Annotated in this window: 27 protein-coding genes; 14 read left to right on the forward strand and 13 right to left on the reverse strand. The window is 26.4% G+C overall.

From position 1 onward, the window contains the following. Positions 1-27: 27 nt before the first annotated feature. The 3 genes from IC758_RS08665 to IC758_RS08675 form a co-directional block, all read right to left on the reverse strand. On the reverse strand, positions 28-333 hold the full coding sequence (locus tag IC758_RS08665; RefSeq protein ID WP_227834499.1) for a hypothetical protein: 306 nt from the start codon (positions 331-333) through the stop codon (positions 28-30). Between the two features lie 195 nt (positions 334-528). Further along, positions 529-732, reverse strand: a complete 204-nt coding sequence (locus IC758_RS08670; protein ID WP_021384460.1) for a helix-turn-helix transcriptional regulator — start codon at positions 730-732, stop codon at positions 529-531. Beyond that, on the reverse strand, positions 732-1,091 hold the full coding sequence (locus IC758_RS08675) for a DUF3796 domain-containing protein (RefSeq protein WP_227834498.1): 360 nt from the start codon (positions 1,089-1,091) through the stop codon (positions 732-734). Before IC758_RS08675 ends, IC758_RS08670 begins: the two co-directional genes overlap by 1 nt. Before the next feature lie 420 nt (positions 1,092-1,511). On the opposite strand from IC758_RS08675, the gene IC758_RS08680 reads away from it, so the two are divergent. The 4 genes from IC758_RS08680 (at position 1,512) to IC758_RS08695 (ending at position 5,723) form a co-directional block, all read left to right on the forward strand. Beyond that, entirely contained in the window at positions 1,512-1,901 is a 390-nt protein-coding gene (locus IC758_RS08680; RefSeq protein ID WP_227834497.1) for a BlaI/MecI/CopY family transcriptional regulator, read from the forward strand. A 108-nt stretch (positions 1,902-2,009) separates the two neighbouring features. After that, positions 2,010-2,750 carry an ATP-binding cassette domain-containing protein gene (locus IC758_RS08685; protein WP_413927706.1) on the forward strand — a complete coding sequence of 247 codons (741 nt, stop codon included), beginning with the start codon at positions 2,010-2,012 and terminating at the stop codon, positions 2,748-2,750. Continuing rightward, positions 2,750-4,996: a M1 family aminopeptidase gene (locus tag IC758_RS08690; protein ID WP_227860906.1), complete on the forward strand. Its 2,247-nt coding sequence runs from the start codon at positions 2,750-2,752 to the stop codon at positions 4,994-4,996. Before IC758_RS08685 ends, IC758_RS08690 begins: the two co-directional genes overlap by 1 nt. Further along, on the forward strand, positions 4,989-5,723 hold the full coding sequence (locus IC758_RS08695) for a hypothetical protein (protein WP_227433139.1): 735 nt from the start codon (positions 4,989-4,991) through the stop codon (positions 5,721-5,723). The genes IC758_RS08690 and IC758_RS08695 overlap by 8 nt, the downstream gene beginning before the upstream one ends. 283 nt (positions 5,724-6,006) lie before the next feature. Here IC758_RS08695 and IC758_RS08700 read toward each other — a convergent pair whose 3' ends face one another. After that, on the reverse strand, positions 6,007-7,284 hold the full coding sequence (locus IC758_RS08700) for an amidohydrolase family protein (RefSeq protein WP_227851072.1): 1,278 nt from the start codon (positions 7,282-7,284) through the stop codon (positions 6,007-6,009). A 155-nt stretch (positions 7,285-7,439) separates the two neighbouring features. Here IC758_RS08700 and IC758_RS08705 point away from each other — a divergent pair, with 155 nt between their 5' ends. After that, positions 7,440-7,637 carry a hypothetical protein gene (locus IC758_RS08705; RefSeq protein WP_227823805.1) on the forward strand — a complete coding sequence of 66 codons (198 nt, stop codon included), beginning with the start codon at positions 7,440-7,442 and terminating at the stop codon, positions 7,635-7,637. A 261-nt stretch (positions 7,638-7,898) separates the two neighbouring features. On the opposite strand, the gene IC758_RS08710 is transcribed toward IC758_RS08705, so the two are convergent. Further along, complete coding sequence (locus tag IC758_RS08710; RefSeq protein ID WP_227433146.1) at positions 7,899-8,237, reverse strand: TIGR04076 family protein; 339 nt, start codon at positions 8,235-8,237, stop codon at positions 7,899-7,901. 139 nt (positions 8,238-8,376) lie between these two features. Here IC758_RS08710 and IC758_RS08715 point away from each other — a divergent pair, with 139 nt between their 5' ends. After that, on the forward strand, positions 8,377-8,718 hold the full coding sequence (locus IC758_RS08715) for a winged helix-turn-helix transcriptional regulator (RefSeq protein ID WP_227433313.1): 342 nt from the start codon (positions 8,377-8,379) through the stop codon (positions 8,716-8,718). Positions 8,719-9,350: 632 nt separating this feature from the next. Here the strand turns inward: IC758_RS08715 and IC758_RS08720 are convergent. Both IC758_RS08720 and IC758_RS08725 read right to left on the reverse strand, forming a co-directional pair. After that, a complete protein-coding gene (locus IC758_RS08720) occupies positions 9,351-9,527 on the reverse strand; it encodes a hypothetical protein (RefSeq protein WP_227433148.1) in 177 nt (58 codons plus the stop codon). 749 nt (positions 9,528-10,276) lie between these two features. Next, positions 10,277-10,525 carry a hypothetical protein gene (locus tag IC758_RS08725; RefSeq protein ID WP_227860907.1) on the reverse strand — a complete coding sequence of 83 codons (249 nt, stop codon included), beginning with the start codon at positions 10,523-10,525 and terminating at the stop codon, positions 10,277-10,279. Positions 10,526-10,745: 220 nt separating this feature from the next. Between IC758_RS08725 and IC758_RS08730 the strand changes: the two genes are divergently transcribed. The 7 genes from IC758_RS08730 to IC758_RS08760 all read left to right on the forward strand — a co-directional run bounded on the left by IC758_RS08730 (position 10,746) and on the right by IC758_RS08760 (position 17,128). Further along, a complete protein-coding gene (locus IC758_RS08730) occupies positions 10,746-11,768 on the forward strand; it encodes a hypothetical protein (protein ID WP_227860908.1) in 1,023 nt (340 codons plus the stop codon). A gap of 13 nt (positions 11,769-11,781) precedes the next feature. After that, positions 11,782-12,669, forward strand: a complete 888-nt coding sequence (locus IC758_RS08735; protein ID WP_227834495.1) for an ABC transporter ATP-binding protein — start codon at positions 11,782-11,784, stop codon at positions 12,667-12,669. A gap of 5 nt (positions 12,670-12,674) precedes the next feature. Beyond that, entirely contained in the window at positions 12,675-13,448 is a 774-nt protein-coding gene (locus IC758_RS08740) for an ABC transporter permease (protein ID WP_227483255.1), read from the forward strand. Positions 13,449-13,566: 118 nt separating this feature from the next. Next, complete coding sequence (locus IC758_RS08745) at positions 13,567-14,289, forward strand: response regulator transcription factor (RefSeq protein ID WP_227433156.1); 723 nt, start codon at positions 13,567-13,569, stop codon at positions 14,287-14,289. A 3-nt stretch (positions 14,290-14,292) separates the two neighbouring features. After that, positions 14,293-15,696, forward strand: a complete 1,404-nt coding sequence (locus IC758_RS08750) for a sensor histidine kinase (protein WP_227433158.1) — start codon at positions 14,293-14,295, stop codon at positions 15,694-15,696. A gap of 10 nt (positions 15,697-15,706) precedes the next feature. Continuing rightward, positions 15,707-16,528 carry a TraX family protein gene (locus IC758_RS08755; RefSeq protein WP_227433159.1) on the forward strand — a complete coding sequence of 274 codons (822 nt, stop codon included), beginning with the start codon at positions 15,707-15,709 and terminating at the stop codon, positions 16,526-16,528. A 159-nt stretch (positions 16,529-16,687) separates the two neighbouring features. Continuing rightward, a complete protein-coding gene (locus tag IC758_RS08760; protein ID WP_227834494.1) occupies positions 16,688-17,128 on the forward strand; it encodes a hypothetical protein in 441 nt (146 codons plus the stop codon). A gap of 149 nt (positions 17,129-17,277) precedes the next feature. On the opposite strand, the gene IC758_RS08765 is transcribed toward IC758_RS08760, so the two are convergent. Then, positions 17,278-17,898, reverse strand: a complete 621-nt coding sequence (locus tag IC758_RS08765; protein WP_227483251.1) for a flavodoxin family protein — start codon at positions 17,896-17,898, stop codon at positions 17,278-17,280. A 370-nt stretch (positions 17,899-18,268) separates the two neighbouring features. Here IC758_RS08765 and IC758_RS08770 point away from each other — a divergent pair, with 370 nt between their 5' ends. Continuing rightward, on the forward strand, positions 18,269-18,601 hold the full coding sequence (locus tag IC758_RS08770; protein WP_227433162.1) for a winged helix-turn-helix transcriptional regulator: 333 nt from the start codon (positions 18,269-18,271) through the stop codon (positions 18,599-18,601). 133 nt (positions 18,602-18,734) lie between these two features. Here the strand turns inward: IC758_RS08770 and pcp are convergent, their stop codons facing one another. From pcp to IC758_RS08795, 5 genes are all read right to left on the reverse strand, one after another. Further along, positions 18,735-19,376, reverse strand: coding sequence for a pyroglutamyl-peptidase I (gene pcp, locus IC758_RS08775; RefSeq protein WP_227834493.1), 642 nt, complete (start codon positions 19,374-19,376; stop codon positions 18,735-18,737). Positions 19,377-19,396: 20 nt separating this feature from the next. Next, the gene (locus IC758_RS08780) at positions 19,397-20,329 is read right to left on the reverse strand and encodes a DUF979 domain-containing protein (protein ID WP_227433164.1); all 933 of its coding nucleotides are present in this window, start codon (positions 20,327-20,329) and stop codon (positions 19,397-19,399) included. Between the two features lie 21 nt (positions 20,330-20,350). Next, complete coding sequence (locus IC758_RS08785; RefSeq protein WP_227433165.1) at positions 20,351-21,016, reverse strand: DUF969 domain-containing protein; 666 nt, start codon at positions 21,014-21,016, stop codon at positions 20,351-20,353. Between the two features lie 191 nt (positions 21,017-21,207). Beyond that, positions 21,208-21,807, reverse strand: coding sequence for a GNAT family N-acetyltransferase (locus IC758_RS08790; protein ID WP_227433166.1), 600 nt, complete (start codon positions 21,805-21,807; stop codon positions 21,208-21,210). 226 nt (positions 21,808-22,033) lie between these two features. Further along, positions 22,034-22,510: a flavodoxin domain-containing protein gene (locus IC758_RS08795; RefSeq protein WP_227834492.1), complete on the reverse strand. Its 477-nt coding sequence runs from the start codon at positions 22,508-22,510 to the stop codon at positions 22,034-22,036. Positions 22,511-22,512 lie beyond the last annotated feature (2 nt).

A 22,512-nucleotide genomic window follows, 5' to 3' on the forward strand; every position in this document is an offset into this window, starting at 1 on the left:
TACCTTCTTTTTTAATAAATTTAAAGTTTATATAACAATATACCTTTTCCTAATTAAATAATATAAGATTGCTGTTATAATAACTATTAATATAATTGCTATTATTGTAATATCTAATAAACTTATAGCTATATATTCAAAGCCTATTACATAGCGATAAAGCAATTCCAGTTTAACAGTTCTTTTCCTATCTATATTTCCATACATTGATTCTAATTTATTAAAATATTTTTCACTGCAAAAACTAGTTTTAGGTTTAATTAAAGATATTATTGTAGTTAATACTATAATTCCCACTCCAATAAGTATAAGATTGATATTCCCAAAATTCATAGTAGGATACCTCCTTCATAATTTAGCAAAATAGATTTAATTTTCTTAATCAAAGTATATCAGTAACATAAGTACAAAGAGTATCTAAAATATTACAAATATTAACATGATACATAAAACTAGAAATATCATTTTTTATAACATAAAAACAAGAGAACTATATTTTTATTATTACAATTCTCTTGCTTTAAATTGTTAATCCTTTATATATTCAAAAATTTCTTCTATGCTTACATTAAATACATTAGCAATATCAAATGCTAGTTTCAATGAAGGATTATATTTTCCGTTTTCTAGGTTGCCAATAGTTTCTCTTCTTACACCTACCAATGATGCAAGTTCTTCTTGATTCATATTGTACCTTGCTCTATATTCTTTAGTTTTTGAACGAATTATCATTATTCTAATCCTTTTCCTTCTTTATGTTGTAGATATGCGAAAATTCCTATAAAACTAATCATTGCTATAGAAAAGCTAATTCCTAGTCCATTTTCTATATTAGAAGTTTTATCTGAAATAATAGATATAACCATAGATGCTGATAATGATGTAAGTGTTAAGAAAAATGCTGGTGTTGCTGCTTTTCTTAAATTTTCTTTAAATAATTCATCTGGCATTATATTAAAGTATCTAAAGAAAACAAAAAACGCACAGAAGCTAATTGTATGTATTTCACCAGTATATAATATACCAATTAGCCCTAGAAAACCTAAGAAACCTAAAAATCCAAGCTTATTTAGTTCTTTAAAATTTTTCATTAATAATTCCTCCCATACTATGCAATGTGATGTATTTTTAACTTCTTGTTAAGAATATATAACATTTTATGGTTGTCATGCAATATAAAAAATAAATTTAAAATAAAAAAATATTTTATAAATATTACTTATCTATATTATTAATAAAATAAGTAGTTTTTTATTATTTAAAAAGAAATACATAAAACTATAGTAGAAGTTGTAACAATAAAACGAACAAAAATTATCATACTAGAACATAAGACATGTTATAATTGTATTAGATATATACATTAACATACACCAAAGCACTCTTTTTATAGGAGTGCTTATTTTTTATATGGAATAAATTGGAATAAATATATATTCTAATTCAATTGATTACACACTCTTATTGGTATAAAATTTAATTATACATAAATTGGTAAGAGGTGTAAACTAATGAAGATTAATAAATTACCACATGCAGAACTAAAACTGATGAAATATATTTGGGGAGTGGATGATATCTTAGCCTCAAGGGATGTCATAGAAGCTATGAAGTTAAAGTATGATTGGAAAAAGAGTACAACACTAACATTCCTAAAAAATTTAGTAGACAAAGGATTTTTAACTACTGATAAGGTAGTTAGATGTACATATTATACTATAGCTATAAAGGAAACAGATTATTTAAAGGTTGAGACAAAAAGTTTCTTTAGTTTTATGCACAACAATTCATTTAAGAGTTTAATTTCAGCCCTGCATGATGATGAAGTTTTAGATAGTAAAAGCTTAGATAAGTTAGAAGAGTATTTTAAAAATTTAAAAGAAGATGATATTGATGAATAAAATAAGTGGTGTCCATTTGATTGGATACCACTTATTTCAATTGTTATAGATGTTTTAATTATTCGGACTAAATTATAATATCCTAATGGAGCAGGTAAGAGTACTTTAATGAAACTTTTGACTTCAAGAATACTTCAAACTTCAGGTCAGATTTTAGTAAATGGTAAACCCCTTAAACAGAATGAAACAGATTTAAAAAGTAAATTAGGATATTTACCACAAGAATTTGGTTTGTATGATGAGTTGACAGTGTATCAATTTCTTGAGTACATGTCAGTTTTAAAAGGTATTAATAAGAACACAAAAAAGATAATAGAAGAAGTTATTAGTCAAACTAATTTATTAGAAAAGAGAAATTCAAAGATTAAGACCCTATCAGGTGGTCAAAAACAGAGAGTTGGAATAGCTCAAGCAATAATGGGAAATCCAGAGTTATTAATACTAGATGAACCTACAGTCGGACTAGACCCTGAGGAGAGAATAAACTTCCGTAATTTATTTTCAAAAAACTCAAGAGATAAGATTGTAATATTGTCCACACATATTATAGAAGATGTTCAGTCTGTATGTAATAGATTGATAGTAATAAATAAAGGAAATGTGCTATTTGATGGAAGTTCTGAAGAGTTAATTAAAAAAGCGGAGAGACATGTTGGAGTTTATGAAGATAAAAATGGAAAAATACATAGCAATAAAACAAGCAAATTTAAAGTTACATCAAGTATTCTTACTACAACAGGGACTTCATATCGTATTGTAAGTCATAATCTTCCAGAATTTGCGATACCTGTAGAGCCATCATTAGAGGATGCGTATATGCTTTTAATATCTGAGGAGGAGATAAAGTAATGCAATCAATTAAATTTATCAAAGATGAGATAAAGAGGCTTTTTAGCTCAAAGATTACATGGACTTTCATAGTAGTAATAGCACTGATACCAGGTCTATCAATAATAATGTATGAAAATCCTGGATTATTGCCCCAAGGTAGTTCAGGACAATCACTTAGTTTGAGTATACCTGTTTTACTTAATCCAGCAAAGTTAGGGGCTTTAATATGTACAGTTTTATTCTCAATGTTTACAATATATGAGATGGATAGTATTTATAGAAACAAAACCAATGGTATCATAGAAACTATTATGGATGCTAAAAGTTTAAATTTAGCTAGAGTGATTTCTATTCTTGTATCAACTATAGTATCTGTAATAATTTCGATGATTATATGTTTTCCATATTCTATCATTAAGATGGGTGATAATTTTAGTTTAAGTACTTATCTTATAAACTATTTAGTTTTAATGTTACCAGCCTTATTATTTGGTATTTTACTTTCAGCAGGATTTTATTCTATAACAAGACGTATTGATTTAAGTATGATTATACTCCTTGTTCTAGTATTTTTATCTATAAATATAAAAGATAGTTATCTTATTGATTGGGTACAGACAAAAGTTACTATTTATTCTGATAGCTTTGGGAATACTTTGCAATTAAAAGCTTTATGTTGGAATAGACTACTTTGGAGTTTTATATCAATATCAACGTATTTATTAGGTGTGATATGCACAAGAAAATATAAAAAAAATGTTTTTTCATCTATACTAATTAATATGAAAAAGGTATTACTATCAATTTTAACTATAGTATTAATTGCAGGTTCTTATAGTGTATATGCATTTGAACCATATTATGATGATACTCCTCCACCTAAAATGGAAAAGGTATCAGATAAGAAGTCTGGCTCAGGTGCTGTTATGTCTACTGGTGCTGATGAAAAGCTAAATAAGAATATAAAATTACTTGATTCAGATCTTGATATAAAAATAAATCCTAAAAAGGCAAGATTAGATGGCAAAATACAATACACTATGGAAAATACTAGTGGAGAAAATCAAAACTTGGAATTTGATTTAAATCCTGGATACGATATTAAAGATATTAAGATAAATGGTAAGAAAGCTAAATATGATATTTCTAAGAAGAAACAAGCAGAAGGAAGACTTAGTTTGAATATACCTAAAGAAAAAAATCTTAAAATTGAAATTGAGTATGGAGGGAAATTAATAAACAATCAACTATTTGAAACTATTCTTGCAGGAGATACAATAAGTAAAGATAAGGTTGAGTTACGTAGTAAAGGTTCAATATTTCCAAAACCTAAAGTTGATGCTATGAATACAATGGAATCGATGATTCATGGTAATATAACTCTACCTACTGGAATAACACCTGTAGTAAGTGGAATCAGTACAGAAAAGGTAAAAGGTGATAAAAAGGATAATGAATGTACATGGAAATTTAGCACAAGAGGAATAATGTTGACTATAATAGCTGCAGACTATGTAAAAAAAGATATAAAAGCAGGTGGGATTGATGTGCAATTTTACTATAATAGAAAGCATGGAGATAAAATAAATAAAATGAATGCAGAGAAAATTATAAAAGATTCTATCAATTTCTATACAAAACAATATGGAGAACTAGAACGTTATAAAGTTATTCCGCTTAAGCTAGTAGAAGGAGGAGCCTCATCAGGACAGGTAACTGGAGGAAAAGCACATGAGAATATAAGTTATATGGATGAAAGTATTTTCAACCCAGATGTATTTGATACTCACATAGGAGAGGGAGAAAATGGATCTGAAGTTTTGGCTCATGAAATATGCCACCAGTGGTGGGGGATTATAGTACAAGTTGACCAAATGACACCTCCTTGGTCACCAGAAGGAATAACAAATTATGCAACTAATAAGTTCATGGAATACGAGTATGGAAAAGAGTATAGTAAAAAAACTATAGATAATTGGAAAGAAGAAAATGATAAGCTTAAGAGAAATTTCTATATGAATAATCCGCAGTATTTGGAAAAATTGCCTGAAAATTATGTATTCAATATTTTATCACCTAATTCTATGAGACTTCTATATAACAAAATGCCATTACAAATTTTGAAGGCAGAAGAGATTTTAGGACAAGATAAGTTTGAAGCTATTCTTAAAGACTTATATAACAAGTATAAGTACAATATATTAAAATATGATGATTTCTTAAAGGCTTGTAATCTTACAGGGGAGGAATTGAATTTTGAATAATTTAAAAATAATAAAATATGAAATGAAGAGATTGTTATTCTCTAAGGTATATTTGGTTTTAATATTAATAACAGGATGGTTCTCCTACCATGTCCTTAAGACAAAGACAATCTATGGTTTAAACGACACAGCACCATTTTCAGAGTGGAGTTATTCTGGTTTTTTACTTGATGTAAATCCATTTTTACTAGTTATAGTTCTTGTGTTTTGCACGTACATCTTTTCAAAGAGAGAAGAAGCTGTAAGGACAATTACTATGAGCACTAAGATAAAACCTACAACATATTTTTGCTTAAAAAGTGTTACAATAGCAGTTGCGTATCTTCTAACAGTTGCAGTTGTAATTGCAATAAGTTTTATTTTTTACAATAGATTATTTCAATTTAATGATTTTAGTCAATTTATAAAACCTATAATTCTAATTTTAATACCATCTGTGTTATTTATATCAGGTATGGGCATGTTTATTGGTAATATAAATGGAAACTTTCTATATATTTTTATTCCAATAATATTTCTTATAACAAATTCTGGTACACTATCTATTATATCTGGTAAAAATCTAGTGAACTCTATACTAGAGAGTAAAGTTGCAGACACGATGGGTAATCTTGCATTTGATATTCCACAGAGATTTGTAATAAGTAGAATAGCTTTGGTGATTATAGGTATAGGCTTAATAGTTATTGTATGCAAAGCATACAATAAAACTAAAATTAAAGCTTAGAAGGGTATTACAAAGAGTAATTTAGTTAAACTTCATAAAAATTGTAGCATTCTTATTTAAGGACTAAGAGTAATGTGTACAAATTAAAGTTTAGAAAGAAAACTGACTATGAAAAAACACAATATAATTATTAAAATTAAATACAACTAGAAATAAATCAAAGATAATCTAAAAGAGTATGTTTTAATCTATGATTTCATGGATTTTAGTACATACTCTTTTTATTGAGTATATGAATATTGAGTATATGAATTAAGTAAGGTATGTACAATAAAAATTTTTATTATAATTCTACAGAAGGTTCCTCAATTAATTTTCCACATACATATCTATGAATAATATTTCTGTCATCACCAACATAGATAAATCTTTCAAGTCTTTCAAGTATAGAGTAACTGTCATGATTTAAATCTGAATCATCAATAATTAATGCATCAAAATCATAATTTTCTTCAAAGCTACCAACTTTTCCAAAAAAACTTCCTCCACTTTTAGTTGCAATATAAAAAGCCTCAGATAACGATAGGAAATTACATTTCTTATTAGAATTTACCCAGTATAATTTAGATAGCTGGATTGCAGATACTATTGCTTTAAATATTGACAATGTATGACCACCACTTATATCTGAACCAAGAGCTAGTTTTATATTATTATCAAGTAATTTTCTAATAGGCATGGCTCCACTACCAACATTAAAATTAGAAGCAGGACAATGAACAGCCATAACCTCATTTTCTTTCATTAAATCTATTTCTTCTTGAGAGCAGTGAATACAATGAGCCATTAATGTAGCTGTTTGACCAAATAAATTGTATCTATTGTAGGCATCTCCGTAAAATTTAGATTCAGGTTCTAAACTTTTAACCCATTCAATTTCATCATGGTTTTCAGATAAATGTGATTGTATAGGAACATTATACTTTAAACATAAATCTCCTAATTCCCTTAAGAGATTACTTGTACAACTAGGTATAAATCTAGGAGTTATAATTGGTTTTACAATAGAATTTATGTCACTGTATTTGTTTATTATTTCTTCTGTATCGTTGATAGAATCCTCAGTATTTTCTAGTAGAGTGTCAGGACAATTCATGTTCATATTTACTTTACCAACATATGCTCCAAGACCAGCTTCTTTAAAAATATCCATAAGTTTCATAGATGCTTCTTTATGTACTGTTGCAAATACAGCTATTCTAGTAGTACCTGATTTCCATACTTCTTTTACAAATTTTTTATACATCTTTGTAGCATATTCTATATCTATATACTTTGATTCTTCTGGGAATGTATAAGTTTCAAGCCATGGTATAAGTTCCTTGTCCATAGCCATGCCTAAATTTCTAAACTGAGGTGCATGGCAATGAAGGTCGTTCATACCAGGTATTATAAGTTTATCAGTATAGTCTACGATTTCTGAGTTTTTATATTCTTTAGGTATATCTTTAAAGACACCTTTTACTTTGCCTTTGTTTAGTATAATGTAGCTATTTTCAAATACTGTGAAAGTATCTGAAGTCTTTGTAAAAATTATATTTCCTTTTATTGCTTTTAACATATAGCTCTCCTTAGTTTTAAATTTGTTAGCTTTAATATATAAGTAAATATATAGGGTTTATTAATTAAAATTTTACCCTATGTATTATATCAAATCTGAGTTATAAATACTATTAAATAATAATAAATATTATTGAATTTGAGAGGATGAAAATAATGAAACAATACAAATGTATTGGTAAAGGAAATACATCTAAAATTTATGATTATGGAGAGAATAAAATAATAAAATTATATAAAAGTGAAATTTCAAAGGATTCTTACATTAGGAAATTTTGTATTACAAAAAATATATTAGGAATTAATAAGATTATAATATATGGCAAAATGAACAAGATTTATCATATATTATAATCATGTTAGAGACATCTATTGGTAGGAGTATTCTCTTTATAAGTGGATTAAAAAAATATTAGGTACATTACTTAACAGTTTTTAAAATCGATTTAAATGAATCTTTTTTATGACATAAATTGTACAATATACAATTTCCTTTTATTGTATTTCATTAATTTAATTTTGGTACTATATTTCACTATAAGCATTAAATTTTAAGGAATAAATTGGAATAATGCATTTAAAATATGATTAGTAAAATTAGTTTAAGACTATTATCTATCTTATGGGTTTATATTCCATTTTAGATTCTTCATCAGTTCTCTCAATTTTAAAAATGACAGGACGAATTCCATCATTACAGGAGCATATAGCCACTCCTTCTTTATCTATCCAATCTCCATAGTAAAATTTTTCACTACCATGAGATAAAGCAAATACATATTGATACATTGCTTTCCATGCTTCGTCACATAATTTTTCAGGTTTAGCAAAATCTCCAAAAAATACTTCTCCTACTTTATGCATAGGGCATTTTCCAATACCTTTACATCCATACTCATCTGCTAAATCTTTATGGAATGTTGTTTTTATTACTTCTATTTTACATTTTTTCATGAAAGTCATCTCCTCGTAATTTGTAACTTTTATTTATATAAGTATATGTGCTATCTTATATTTAAACAAGTATTTACTTTTAAGTAAGGTACTAACATTTAGGATAGTATCTTTATTATAGGATGGTGATTAAATGAGTATGAAAAACTATAATACATCTGATTTAACTAATATAACTTCTACACCATTTGGATATACTCTTTCAATTATTGGAGGAAAATGGAAGATGATTATAATGTTTTGGTTAGTCGAGTATGATGTATTACGTTATGGAGAACTTAAAAGATGTATTGGTTCAATAACTGATAAGATTCTCAATAATCAGTTAAAAGAATTGGAACGAGATGGTATTATCATACGCAAAGAATATCCTCAAATTCCTCCTAAAGTTGAATATTCACTTTCCAAAAGGGGATTGTCATTAATGCCTATTTTAGAAGAAATGTGTAAATGGGGTGAAAATAATAAACTCAATTTATAAAATAAAAGCCCAGTAAAGATTTTGCTGGGCTTTTATTTTATAAATTAGAAATGCTAAAGTTAATTTACAGGTATATAATTTTCTGTGATTAATACTTTGAAAATCACTAATTAAAATCTTTATTAGTGATATTTTTTAATATAAATTAAATAAAAAAATAAAAAATATATCTAAATAAAATGATTATTTTTCTTGAATTTTTTATATAAATATGGAAATTTGTCTAGTTATACATTTTTATTGACCAGTTACGCAATTGATATTGAATATTCTAAATATTGATGTTACTTTATATATGATTTAAGTACAATAGGGGGATATTTTATAAATATGATTTGCGTTATAGATAGATAAAATTTGGAGTAGTAAAAACTTAGATTCATATTTGATGAAATTGTAGAATATGTGTATAGAATGATTCTTGTGTTTCAAGAGAATATAAAGGATGTAATTTGTATAGTTGTTTTATTTTATAGTATATACTTTTAAATTATATAGTGAAAAAGTAAAGATGTACTCCCAATACATCTTTACTTTAAAATAAGTTATAGTTACTTGAAAAGTATAAAAAATTATATAGTTATTTAAGGTAGAAAATCTAAAAAGGTTTTTCTAGAAAATGAAACTTAATTTTAATTATATCTACTTACTAACAATAAAACTTGATATAAACAAGATTCAACTACAGTTTCTCCATATTCTGATATAAAATCATCTAATTGTGTATCTATAAAATTACAATAATCATATGAACTACTTATATAAGCAGTCAATATATGTGTACATCTGTCTATTTCTCCAATAAACATATTATCCATCCCCCTAAAAACTTTAGTAAAAATAAAAAAATTATATATGTGCTAATTTGCTAACATAACTTACAAAGAATTTTTTAGTACTTATCACTATAACTTTATTACTAAATTTTTCTAGTTTTACCAATTTAGCTTTTATTCTACAAGTTAATAATACTAGAATATGATTTATTATTCAACATGCTTGTTTTAGATTAAAAAATATTATAAAATTATATTTATTTTTTGAAGAATAAACTCTGACAATAAACTGATAAGGTTTACATGAATAGATTGAATTAAAGGTTTATATATTTGAATTAATTAGATTCAAAGTAGAGGATAAACTAAAAAAGTATTCAGGATATATTATTAAAATGAATGTAAGAATAAATAAAGTGAAATGCTAGAATATTAAAATTAACAATAATATAAAAAATAAAATTTATTGTTAGTAAGAACTTTAAGATAGATATTTAAAAACGGATATAAAAACTAACTGATTTACTTATAGATATTTAAAAGATATAAAGAGCTTGTAGATAACTCTTTATATCTTTTTTGTTATGATAAAAAATTTTAAGAGACAACAAAAAAGATAAGAGCATATCTATAACACATATATATGTTCTTTTATAAAAATAAATAAAACAATGCAATTAAATTTGGTTAAACTATATTATTTATATGTAATATCTTGATTATTAATAATAAAGTTTTTATATTAAAAAATTCCTTTTAAATATAAAATGCATTTTAAGTCACTATTTGATAATTTTTCCGCAATATGGGCAATAAGTACTATTCTTTACAAGTTCCATTCTTGAATCTAAATAATGATTACAATATGGGCAACGATAAAATTTCCAATCAATAAAAATACCAACAAGTACAAAAATAATTGATACTATATAATTTTCTATAAAAAAGATAAATGCTGCTCCAATAATAAACATAGCCATAGATGTTAAGAAGATTATTTTTAATTTTGTATAAATATCTATACTTTTCATACAATCACCAACTTATCTTAGATTTAATCCTATTAATAAAAGTATAGCAAGTTTATTATAAAAAATGTAAACTAAAAAATTACAATAAAAATAAGTAGCGAATAAAACTAAACACATAATTTAAGTTTTATTTAAGGTTAGAATTATATTGATATAAGATTTAAGTTTTATTATGTATATAAATAAAAATCAATTAAAAAGACTTAGGAGGAAATGTATATTGATAAGTTGGGAAATAAAGAAATTGATTAAATCTAAGAGCATGTTGATATCTTTAGGGATATTAATATTCATATTATTAATCAGTATATTTGTTAAACCTGTTTTAGAAACAGAAGATTATTATATTGATGAGAAAAAAGGTCATATAGAATATACAAGTAATAGAACAGATATAGCTAATGATAAATTTCAAAAAAAACTTGATATTTTAAAACAACTTTCAAATCAAACATATAGTGATAAATTTTCTAAAAAGATTAAATCCATGTCAAAAGAAAAACTTGATAATCTAAATGTTGATGAATATAAAAATGTTGACTTTTGGAAGGTATTTAATTATAGAGCCACAAATTCACTTATAAATATAGGGATGTTGATTGTCATAATCATAACTGTATCAAATCTTTATACAGATGAAGTAACTTCTTCAGTAAAAGATATTATACTATCATCAAAAGAGAAGGAAAAGGCATTAAAATCTAAAATAGTTATTGCTATATTTATACCATTAGTAATTTATTTTGTTTATTTAATCTGGATATTTATTATGACCTGCATACAACAAGTATTACCAATTAATGGTGACTTAGAATCGTTTAGGATAGCAGACAATATAGCTACATTAAAAGCAAATTCAAATATAACCAATTATGTAATATCAAATATAGCTATAGATATTTTAATGTTTGAAGGATGGGCAATGATAGCTATGTTAGGTTCTTTTATTAGCAAATCTTCAATATCATCAGTAGGTTTTCTTATTTTAAGTATAGCTGTAGCTAAAGTGATGTCAGTAGTTCACATATTACCTAAAGGATTGCTTTCGATTATTTCAACGGTAAATTACTATGATTTAATATTTGGATTTAATAAAATAATAGGAAATTATTTAGGTGATATTAGAATATTTAAAATGAATATAGATATTGTCAATCTATCAATAGGACTTTTAGTAGTAATATTTTTAGGTATAATGACTTTGTGTTTCTCAGTAATAAAGTCAAAGTATATAAATAGATAAAAGGGGAATTAAAATGAATAAATTAGAAGTTAAAAATATTTCAAAGATATATGGAAAAAAAGTAGTAAATGATAAAATTACAGTTACATTAGAAAATGGAGTTTATGGTCTTTTAGGACCAAATGGAGCAGGAAAATCCACTCTAATGAAACAAATAACCACACTAATAAAACCTGAGAGTGGGCAAATACTTTACAATGGTAAGGATATATTTAATATGGATGATGATTATAGAAATATTTTAGGATATTTACCACAAGAATTTGGAGTATATAAAAACTTTACAGCTAGACAATTTTTACAATATATAGGAGCGTTGAAAGGTCTAAAAGGTAGAAATTTAAATTGTAGGATAGATGAATTGTTAGAGCTAGTAGGTCTTTATGATGTCAGAAATAAGGCTATAGGAAAATTCTCTGGAGGTATGAAAAGAAGAGTTGGCATAGCACAAGTTTTATTAAACAATCCTAAAATAATAGTACTTGATGAACCAACAGCAGGCCTTGACCCACAAGAAAGAGCGAGGTTTAGAAATCTAATAGCAAAAATATCAAGGGATAAGATAATAATTCTTTCTACTCATATAATTTCAGATATAGAATCAGTTGCAAAAGAAACAATAATGATTAAAAATGGTAAACTTCTTATGAAAGGAACACATAAAGAAATATTAAATCATATGCAAGATAAAGTTTATAATATTCAAGTTGAAGATGAGTGTGATATTGATGAGATTCAATCTAAATATAAAGTTATAAGTATTCAAAGTGATGTTAATTCAATAGTAATTAGAGTTGTGTCAGAAAATACTCCAACTGAAGCTAATGCACAACTAGTTCAAGCAAAATTTGAGGATGTATATATGCTTTACTTTGATTTAGAAGATGCAAAGGAGATATAACAGATATGATAAATTTAGTTAAAGCAGAAATAATAAAAGCCTTAAAATTAAAAAGTGTTTGGATGCTTTGGATATTTTTACTATTATTTGGGTTTGTATTGATTAGAAAATTTAATGTTTTTGACACATATTCAGATATATTTTATAAGATAGAGGGTTCTATACCTTTAATAGGGTTGATAATGTTTATAATAACTTCTGGAAACTATACAAAAGAATATGATTCTAATATGACAAGTCTAATAAATACAACTAAAAATGGGAAAAAGTCAGTAGTAGTATCAAAAATAATAGCTAATGGATTGACTTTGTCCATGATTAACATTTCTTTTGTATTATTGGTTGGGATTAGAGGATTTAGTTTTTTTGAATTTAAAAATTTGAATGAACCAATTAAGAACTTATGGTATTTTAGTAATAGTAATTTAAATCTTACCGTAATACAAATGTACTTGATTGTTATAGTATCAGTCATTTTTGGTTCTTTCATATTTGCACAAATAGGACTAGCACTTTCTTCAATATTTAAATCAGCTGTAATGCCTTTCATATTAGGAGGCTTAATTATGGCTGTTCCATACTTTATTACAGGCTTTATACCAGATAATGCTATAAAATTTGTTTCTATTACTCCAAACTGGATTATGATGAGTCAACAAATTGTTAAGTATAATGTACCAAATACTTTAATAGGTTTATCTATATTAATCTCAATCATATTGATAATAATATTAACTAAAATAACATATAAAAATTTTACATCAAGTAAAAGGTTTTAATTAAGAATAAAAAAGAACAATGATTTTGTTTATATATTGACTTGATTTAAAATAATATAAATGAAGCTTAGAGAAGATATATGTTAATATATAGATAAATTATCATAGGAGGTTATTTATGGAAAATAGCATTTTAGTAATAGATGATGAGGTAGAAATTTTAAAACTCTTAGAAACTGTATTTAAGAAAGAAGGTCTTAACAATGTGTATACTGCAAAAACAAGAAAGGAAGGATTGGAAGTATTTAAAAAATATAATCCCAACTTAATCATTCTGGACATTATGTTGCCAGATGGTGAAGGGTACGATATTTGTAAAGAAATAAGAAAAAACTCTAATGTACCAATCATATTTTTATCAGCTAAGACGGAAGAGTTAGATAAATTACTTGGACTAGCAATTGGAGGCGATGATTATGTTACAAAGCCTTTTAGTCCTAAAGAAGTCGCTTTTAGGGCAAAAGCTCATCTAAGAAGACTAAATTATTTTAATGAAGAACAAAATGAAAGCATAAACTCAGATAATAAAGAAAAGATTATATCATTTGGTCCATATAAATTAAATGAAAGTAGAGCAGAACTCATAAAAGATGGTAAGTCTATTGCATTATCTGCAAAAGAATTAAAAATATTGTCTTTATTTGCACACAATCAAAATCAAATTATAAGTAAAGAAAAGTTATGGGATAAAGTATGGGGTGAAGATTATATTGGATTTGATAATACTATAATGGTTCATATTAGAAAGATTAGAGAAAAATTAGAAGATAATCCTTCAAAGCCAGAATATATCCTTACGATAAAAGGACTTGGATATAAATTAGCAGTAAAGGAAGATTAGAATATGAAGTGGAAGATTACTAGAAACTTTATGTTTACAATCGTATTTGTAGTTATATCAGTGGTTATTATAAATATTGCGTCTATTTTATATGTGATTTCGACTAATAATTTTTTTAATGTTGTAGGTTCTAAAAACAGTCCTGAAGAGTTTGCTCGTTCTTTTGAAAAAGATCTATATGAAAAAAATGGAGAGTTCAAGTTATCAAAAGCTGGCATTGACAAATTAAAAAAATCACATTCTTGGGTACAAGTTTTAAATGACTCAGGAGAAGAATTGTATGGAGTAAATGTGCCAACGAATACTCCAAAAAAATATACTCCTTTTCAAATGGTTAATAACTACAAATATATAGAAACAGAGTATACTAATTTTGTTTTAGAAAAATATTTAGGCAACAAACATCTAAATATAATAATAGGTATGCCTAGTAGAGATGTATCGAGAATAATTTTAACTTATTCTCAAGATAATGCTAAAGCAATTTTAAATAAAATTATCACTTTGACATTGGTAATTGATGGGATGGTAGCTTTAAGCATAGGATACTTATTTAGTAGAAAACTTACAAAGCCAATATCCAATGTAATATGGAGTATTGAAACTATGGCTAACGGAAATTATAGTTTATATCTTAAAAACAGGGGAATATATGAAGAAGTTTTTGAAAATATCAATATGTTGGCTGATACATTGAGGGTAAACGAAGCAGAGAGAAAAGAAAATGAAGAGATGCGAGAGGAATGGTTAGCTAATATAACACATGATATAAATACACCACTGGCTTCTATACAAGGATATGCAGAGATAATCAATGATAAAGATTATGAATTTGTGGAAGAGGAATTACGAGAATATACAGAGATTATATACAATAAGTCCAAGTATATAAAAAATTTGGTTGATGATTTAAATTTATCAACTCGATTAAAAAATAATAGCTTAGTTTTGAACAAGAAGAAAATAAATTTAGTTAGTTTGGTTAGAAATATAATAATAGATATTCTAAATGACAATAGATATAAAAATAGAAATATTGAGTTTGTAAGTTATGAAGATTTAATTGAAGTATATGTAGATTCAATTTTATTTAGAAGAGCTATAACAAATCTTATATTTAATTCAATAGTGCATAATAAAGAAGAAACTCTGATAAAAATAGAAATAGTAAAAAAAGATACTATAGAAATTATAATAAAAGATAGTGGAGTAGGAATAAGTAAAAATGATTTAAAGCATATTTTTGAAAAATATTATAGAGGTACTAATACAGGTGAATTACATAAAGGCTCTGGTCTTGGAATGGCTATTTCTAAAGAGATAATAGAGATTCATAAAGGTAGTATTTATGTGAATAGTGAAATAGGAATAGGAACAGAAGTCGTCATAAAAATAAATCAGAAGTAGGAGATATGATATGGATTTTCTTAAAAAAGGTTTCAATGGATTTACTATTAAAATATTAGCACTGGTATTTATGACATTTGACCATATAGCAGCTTTTATGCCACAAACAATGCATATACCAGTTTGGTTTCATTGGTTAGGTAGAATATCAGCACCATTGTTTACGTTTATGGTAGTAGAAGGGTTTTGTCATACAAGCAACAAAAAAAAGTATATTGCTAGATTATATGTAGGGGCTATCATTATGGCAATAGGGAATCAAATAATTAATACTGCTTTCCAAAATCCAGAAGGTTCAATTATTATGAATAATATTTTTGCAACATTATTTTTGGTAGTAATTTATTTACAGGCTATAGAATTTATAAAGAAATTTAGAACAGAAAAAGAAAAAAAGTATCTTGTGAGAGGGCTTTTGATGATAAGTGTTCCTATAATTTTAGGAATCGTTATATTAACTTTACTTTTTAGCTCAGCGGATAAAGTACTTATGTTTATTATGATTTTTGTACCAGTACCATTTTTGGTAGAAGGTGGACCAATTTTGATTGCACTGGGGATTATTTTTTATTTATGTAGAGGAAAGAAGTTTAGTTTAAGTATTTGTTATTTTTTGATGTGTATATTTATATTTGTAGCCATAGCAGGAGGAGATTATAGCTTGAAAAAATCTCTTCTAGAAAATTACCAATGGATGATGATTGCGTCACTTCCTTTTATGTTGCTTTATAATGGAGAAAAAGGTAAGAGTATGAAATATTTGTTTTATTTATACTATCCAATACATATATATATATTGTATATTTTAGGAGTGTATTTGATAAAAATCTAAGAATATAGAAGACATTGATAAGTATGGTTATTAATAACTTTCTATATTTCATACAAATGTCTATGGTCAATATATTCTACTTATTAATGACTGGCATGTTAAATAATTATGGAGTTGCTGTCTCAGCAGTATCTGGAATTGGATTGAAGATAAATACTTTTGCAGGGATGCTATGTTGGGCAGTTGGTCAAGCTGTCATTATTAAGCTTGGTTGTAACATTTATTTCCATTGTTTTTGTACAAATATTTGCAGAATCAATAGTTGTATTTTGGGGGTCTAAAAATCAAGCAGTTATTAGAGAGGGAATTGTGTATCTTAGAATTTATTGTTTAATTAACAGTTTGATTTATGCAGTAATGCATATTTATGATTCATTTGTAACTGGTATAGGTTTTACTAGTCTAGCTATGTTTAATGCATTATTAGATTCTGTAGTTATTAGACTATCCCTTAGTTATACACTAGGAACTATTTTAGAATATGGATTTATAGGCGTTTATTTTGCTCAATCTTTATCACCAATACTCCCAGCTATTATTGGGTTAATCTATTTTTATAAAAGAAAATGGAAGGGTATAACTGAGCATGTCAGAAATTAATCGTTTTAAACAGATTAAATAATAAAATAGTGGTTTTGATATAAATAGAATCAAAACCACTATTTAGGTATTATACTGCTTTCTATGCGCTATTCCATTTATTAAGTATCACTTTAATTTTAAATTAACAATTAATAAAACCAAATTATTTATTGTATAAAATTAGTCATAATTTTTTCTTCATATTGAGGGTCTTTGACTCCTGTTTTTTGCCCAGCTGAAATACACTTAAGAAGCCATGCCATGTTTTCACCTAAAGTTCTCATAGTTTGTAATCCCTCTTTATCTTTCATAACATCCTCTGGTGTAAAACCATGAACCTGATTCCAGTACTGTGATGATACAATAGGCATATTACTGATTGAGAAATATTTATTTAGTTGGTCAAATGTTGCAGTTGCTCCACCACGTCGACATGATACAACTGATGCACCAAGTTTCTTTGCCATTTTACTTCCAGCTGAAAAAAATAAGCGGTCAAGAAATGAAGTTAGTTGTCCACTTGCACCAGAATAATATACAGGTGAACCAACAATAATACCATCAATATTATCTAGTTCTTTCGCTAACTCATTGACCTTATCATTCCAAGTACATTTGCCGGTTTGAAAGCATGATGAGCAAGCAATACAACCTGGTATTGGTTTTTTACCTAAATATAATATTTCGGTTTCAATGTCGTGCTTATTTAATGTTTTAGCAACTTCATTTAATGCTGTATAAGTACACCCGTATTGGTTTGGGCTACCATTTATTAATAAAACTTTCATTAGAAATTCCTCCAGTAAAATTTATTTAATAGATATTCAAGGGTCTTTGCTTTTTCTAAAATAGGTTTTCTATGAATCTATAAGTACAGGTATATTCCATTTGTTCTTAGATTTACATTTAAAACACCTCCTATTACTAAATTTATCAGTGATATGAAACTACATTTGTTAGAAGTTTTTTATAACTTGAATTAAAGAGTAAATAAATTAAAATTTGACAATATGCTAAAGTACTAGTATTAAGTAGAATTTATATGTATTATAGCAAATTGACTTTTAATTGTTCTTACACTATAATTTTATTATAAATTAGCTAAAAGACAAGTACGCACATTTTTGTTCAATACTAACCTAAAGGAGAGTGTAGCACATGGATATGGATTGTATCTCACAAGCAGATTTAAGTGAAACAGGGTTTAGTTATACACTTTCACTGATTAATGGAAAATACAAGATGGTAATTCTCTATTGCCTTGCTGAATTTAAAGTTGTTAGATATAATGAACTAAAACGTTATATAAAGACTATTTCTTATAAGACTCTGAGTTTATCTTTAAAGGAATTAGAAGCAGATGATTTGATTATTCGTACTGAATATCCTCAAATACCACCTAAAGTAGAATACAGTTTATCAAAGAGAGGGAAGTCTTTGATTAAGATTTTAGATGCAATGTGTGAGTGGGGAGAACAGAATAGAATTTAATTTTACATTTGAAGATTGTACATATTGTAAAAGACTGTAGGTAAATTTGAATTTAAACAAATATACTTACAGTCTATATTTAAAAAAATGTCTATTTTCATTTATAATTTAAAAAATTTATTTTAGATATTTTTTATGAAATTTCACCACCAATTTCTTTTATATCATCTTTGTAGATTACACAAGCTTCTATGGCTAATTCCAAACCTTTAACTATTTCTTCTAAAGACATAAATGGTGTATTCTTTTTATCTATTATTTGAGAAGTCATGTATGGTATGTGTATGAAGCCTCCTTTTATATTAGGATATTTTTTATCTATCATGTAAAGAATTCCATACATTACATGATTGCAAACAAATGTACCTGCAGTATTTGAAACACTAGCTGGAATTTTATTTTCATTCATATGTTTTACCATAGCTTTTACAGGTAATTTTGAAAAATATGCAGGTTGACCATCTTCTTTTATAACCGTGTCTATAACCTGATTTCCTTCATTATCTTTTATTCTAAAATCATCTACATTTATAGCAACTCTCTCAGGTGTAATATCAAATCTACCTCCTGCTTGTCCGACTGATATTACTATATCAGGGCTGTGTTTTTGAATAGCTTTATCTATTGCTTCAACAGATTTTGTCATAACTGTTGGTATAGTTATTTTTATAATTTCTGAGCCATTTATATTATCTTTGACCCTTTCGACAGCTTCTTGAGCGGGATTAATTGGTTCTCCACCAAATGGGTCAAACCCTGTTAATAAAACTTTCATTATTTTACCTCCTATTTATATCAAAATCCTAAAAAATACATTACTAATATGTGTGCTACAATTAATATTAAAGCAACTGGTGCTTGATACTTTATAACAACATAATCATTTTTACATTCAAGTAAAGCGGCTGGAACTATATTAAAATTAGCTGCCATTGGAGTAAGTAGAGTTCCACAATATCCTGCTGTTAATGCTAATGCTCCAATTATAGCAGGATTTCCACCTTGAGACAATACAAAAGGAATTCCAATTCCTGCCGTTATGACTGAAAATGCAGCAAATGCATTTCCCATTATCATAGTAAATATAACCATACCCAATACATAAGCTATAACGCCAAATAATCTATTGTCAGTAGGAACTACTCCTGATATCATACCTGAGATAACTTCGCCAACTCCAGCTTGAGTAAACAAAGCACCTAATGCAACCAAAAGTTGTGGTAGCATGCTAGCTGGTCCCATTTGTTGCAATAATCTTGAACCATCATGAACTGAGGTAGATGATTTTGATTTGGTTATTATAAGAGCAGATATTAGTGCAATTATTGAACCTACACCTATTGCAAACTGTGAAGAATTATCGAAATTAGAAAGACTCATAGCTACAATTACTGCTGCAAAAGCTAATATTAATGATGGTATGAATATTTTATTTTTAAGTTTGTCTGCCTGTTCTTTCCCAAAATTTTCATTTGGCTCTTCGTATTTTGCAAATATGACTTGTTTAGTAAGTGTTAATAAACTAGATAATATTAGTATGATTCCTATTATATTAGCTGGAATTAATCTTCCAAATATAAATGGTAGTGATATTAGTATCCAAAATAATGATGTACCGTATTTTTTATTATTGTCTATTGTAGTAAAAGACCTGTATGCTATGACAATCATTAAAAGCCCCATTAATGCATAAAAAATTTCTAATGATATGTTTATAAAATTTTGCACTTTTATACCTCCTAAATAAATCTATCTCTTATGACTTTTATTTAATTTTTTATCATATAGAGTAAATTGGATTGTGGCAGCTATAAATGCTATTACGGCCATAATGATATTAGCTTTTACAATCTCAATTCCAGTTACATTATATCCAAATTGAGTAAGAGTAGATGCTATAAGTAAAACTCCACTGCTACCTGCAAATAAGTTTTGACCATAGAAGTTACCATAGTTTTCTGATGCAGCAGATAATGCTTTTATAGCTTCTTCGTCTGATTCTTTTAATTCATCACTATTGCTTAATCCAGCAGCTTGTGCCATGGGGTTAACAAGTGGTCTTACAAATTGAGGATGTCCACTCATTCTTATTGATAAGGCTCCAGCTATTTGTCTAGCAAACATATATATACTCAGTACTTTTCCTGTTGTGAGTCTTTGTAATTTTTCTATTAGAGAAACTGCTCTTTGTTTTAATCCATATCTTTCTAAAACACCAATTACAGGTAATGTTAGTATAAACAATGACACACCTCTATTTGAGACAAAAGAATCTCCTAGAGTTGTAAAGATTTGGTTAAAATCTAATCCTGCTACAAGTCCTGTTGCTATTCCTGCTAATAATACAGTAAATAATGTATCAATTTTAAGTATAAATCCAATCACAACTATTAATATACCAATCAGTTTTATCATCAATTATTCTCCTTCCATTTTTTCTATTTTGATTTAATTTTACTAAATAAATAAATTTAAACTCTTTTTATAGTATTTACGTTAATATGACTATTATTATAAAATTTAATAAAAAATAAGAAAGTAACTTTAAAATACTTATTTTAAAGTTACTTTCTTATTTTTATTTTGGTTTATTTAAAGTTTTTATTTTAAAGTAATTTGACAAGAAGACTGCTTTTTTTTAAAATAGTGTCGATTTCTTTCGTATCAATTTGTTTGATTGTTTTTATGTAGTCTGGTTTTATAGGATGAGTACCTATGTATTTTTCAAATAACATAACATCATGCCAACTACCAAACTTATATCCTGTATTATGATAAATTCCACATGGTTTGAAACCAAAGTGTTGGTGAAGTCTTTCGCTTTTAATATTAGGCGATGCAATGCTAACATATAAGTTTTGAATATTTTGTAATTTTAATATATCTATTATTGAATTATAAAGAGCTATGCCTATTTTACAACTTACAAACCTTTCATCAATATAAATTGATAATCCAGCATTCCATTGATAAGCAGTTCTTTCATTATGTTCATGAGCATAAGTATATCCAACAATTTTTTCATCAATTAAACATACTAGATATGGATATTTTGAACAAATTGTTTTTATTCTATTTTTAAAATCACTAATATTTGGTATATCATATTCAAAAGTAATTGCTGTATTAGTGATATATGGTGTATATATTTCTAATATTTCTTCAGCATCTGTTTCCTTTGCTAGTCTGATTTTAACTTTTCCCATAAGTATCATCTCCAATGTAGTAAATATAATAGTTTTTGTTTTATAATGTTCAAGTTTAAATGTGAAAACATATTGTATACTTTATTATATTTTATATCAAAAGTTATATAAGGGAAAGTTATGTAACTTTTGATATAAAAATATATGGTAAAACATTCCATGACTTTTGAGCTCTTTGCCATAAAGTAGGGGTAGATGGGATTGTTAACGAAGAGTATAGCTTATTTTAGTCATTAAAATTTCTTAAAAAATTATCTATATTATCCTGTGATATTTTCAAACCATTGTAATCATTTTTTGTAACTGACTTCATAATCAATTTATCAAAAAATTTCATTTTCTCTAATCTAGCTTCACCACCAAATACACTTATTGATTTTGCACTCTTTAATAATGATGATGGGAAATTACTTGATAGATATTTATCCGTCTGTTCAGAGAATGCGCAACAAAGAAAAATTCCAACTTTCTTTTGGTTTAATGACTCTATATTATCATTACAGAATGTACGAATTTCTTTTGAAACTGAACCCACATATATTGAACTTCCAATAATAACTGTATCAAATTTTGATAATTCAATTTTACTGTTTTTATCCTTAATATCAACAATAGTAACATTATTTGATAGTTTACTTTTTAATATATTTTCACAGTCTGTTGTACAACCATATTTACTTGAATATACAATAATAGTATCCATAT

Source organism: Clostridioides sp. ES-W-0016-02 (assembly GCF_020641035.1).
In the GTDB taxonomy this organism is placed as follows: domain Bacteria; phylum Bacillota; class Clostridia; order Peptostreptococcales; family Peptostreptococcaceae; genus Clostridioides.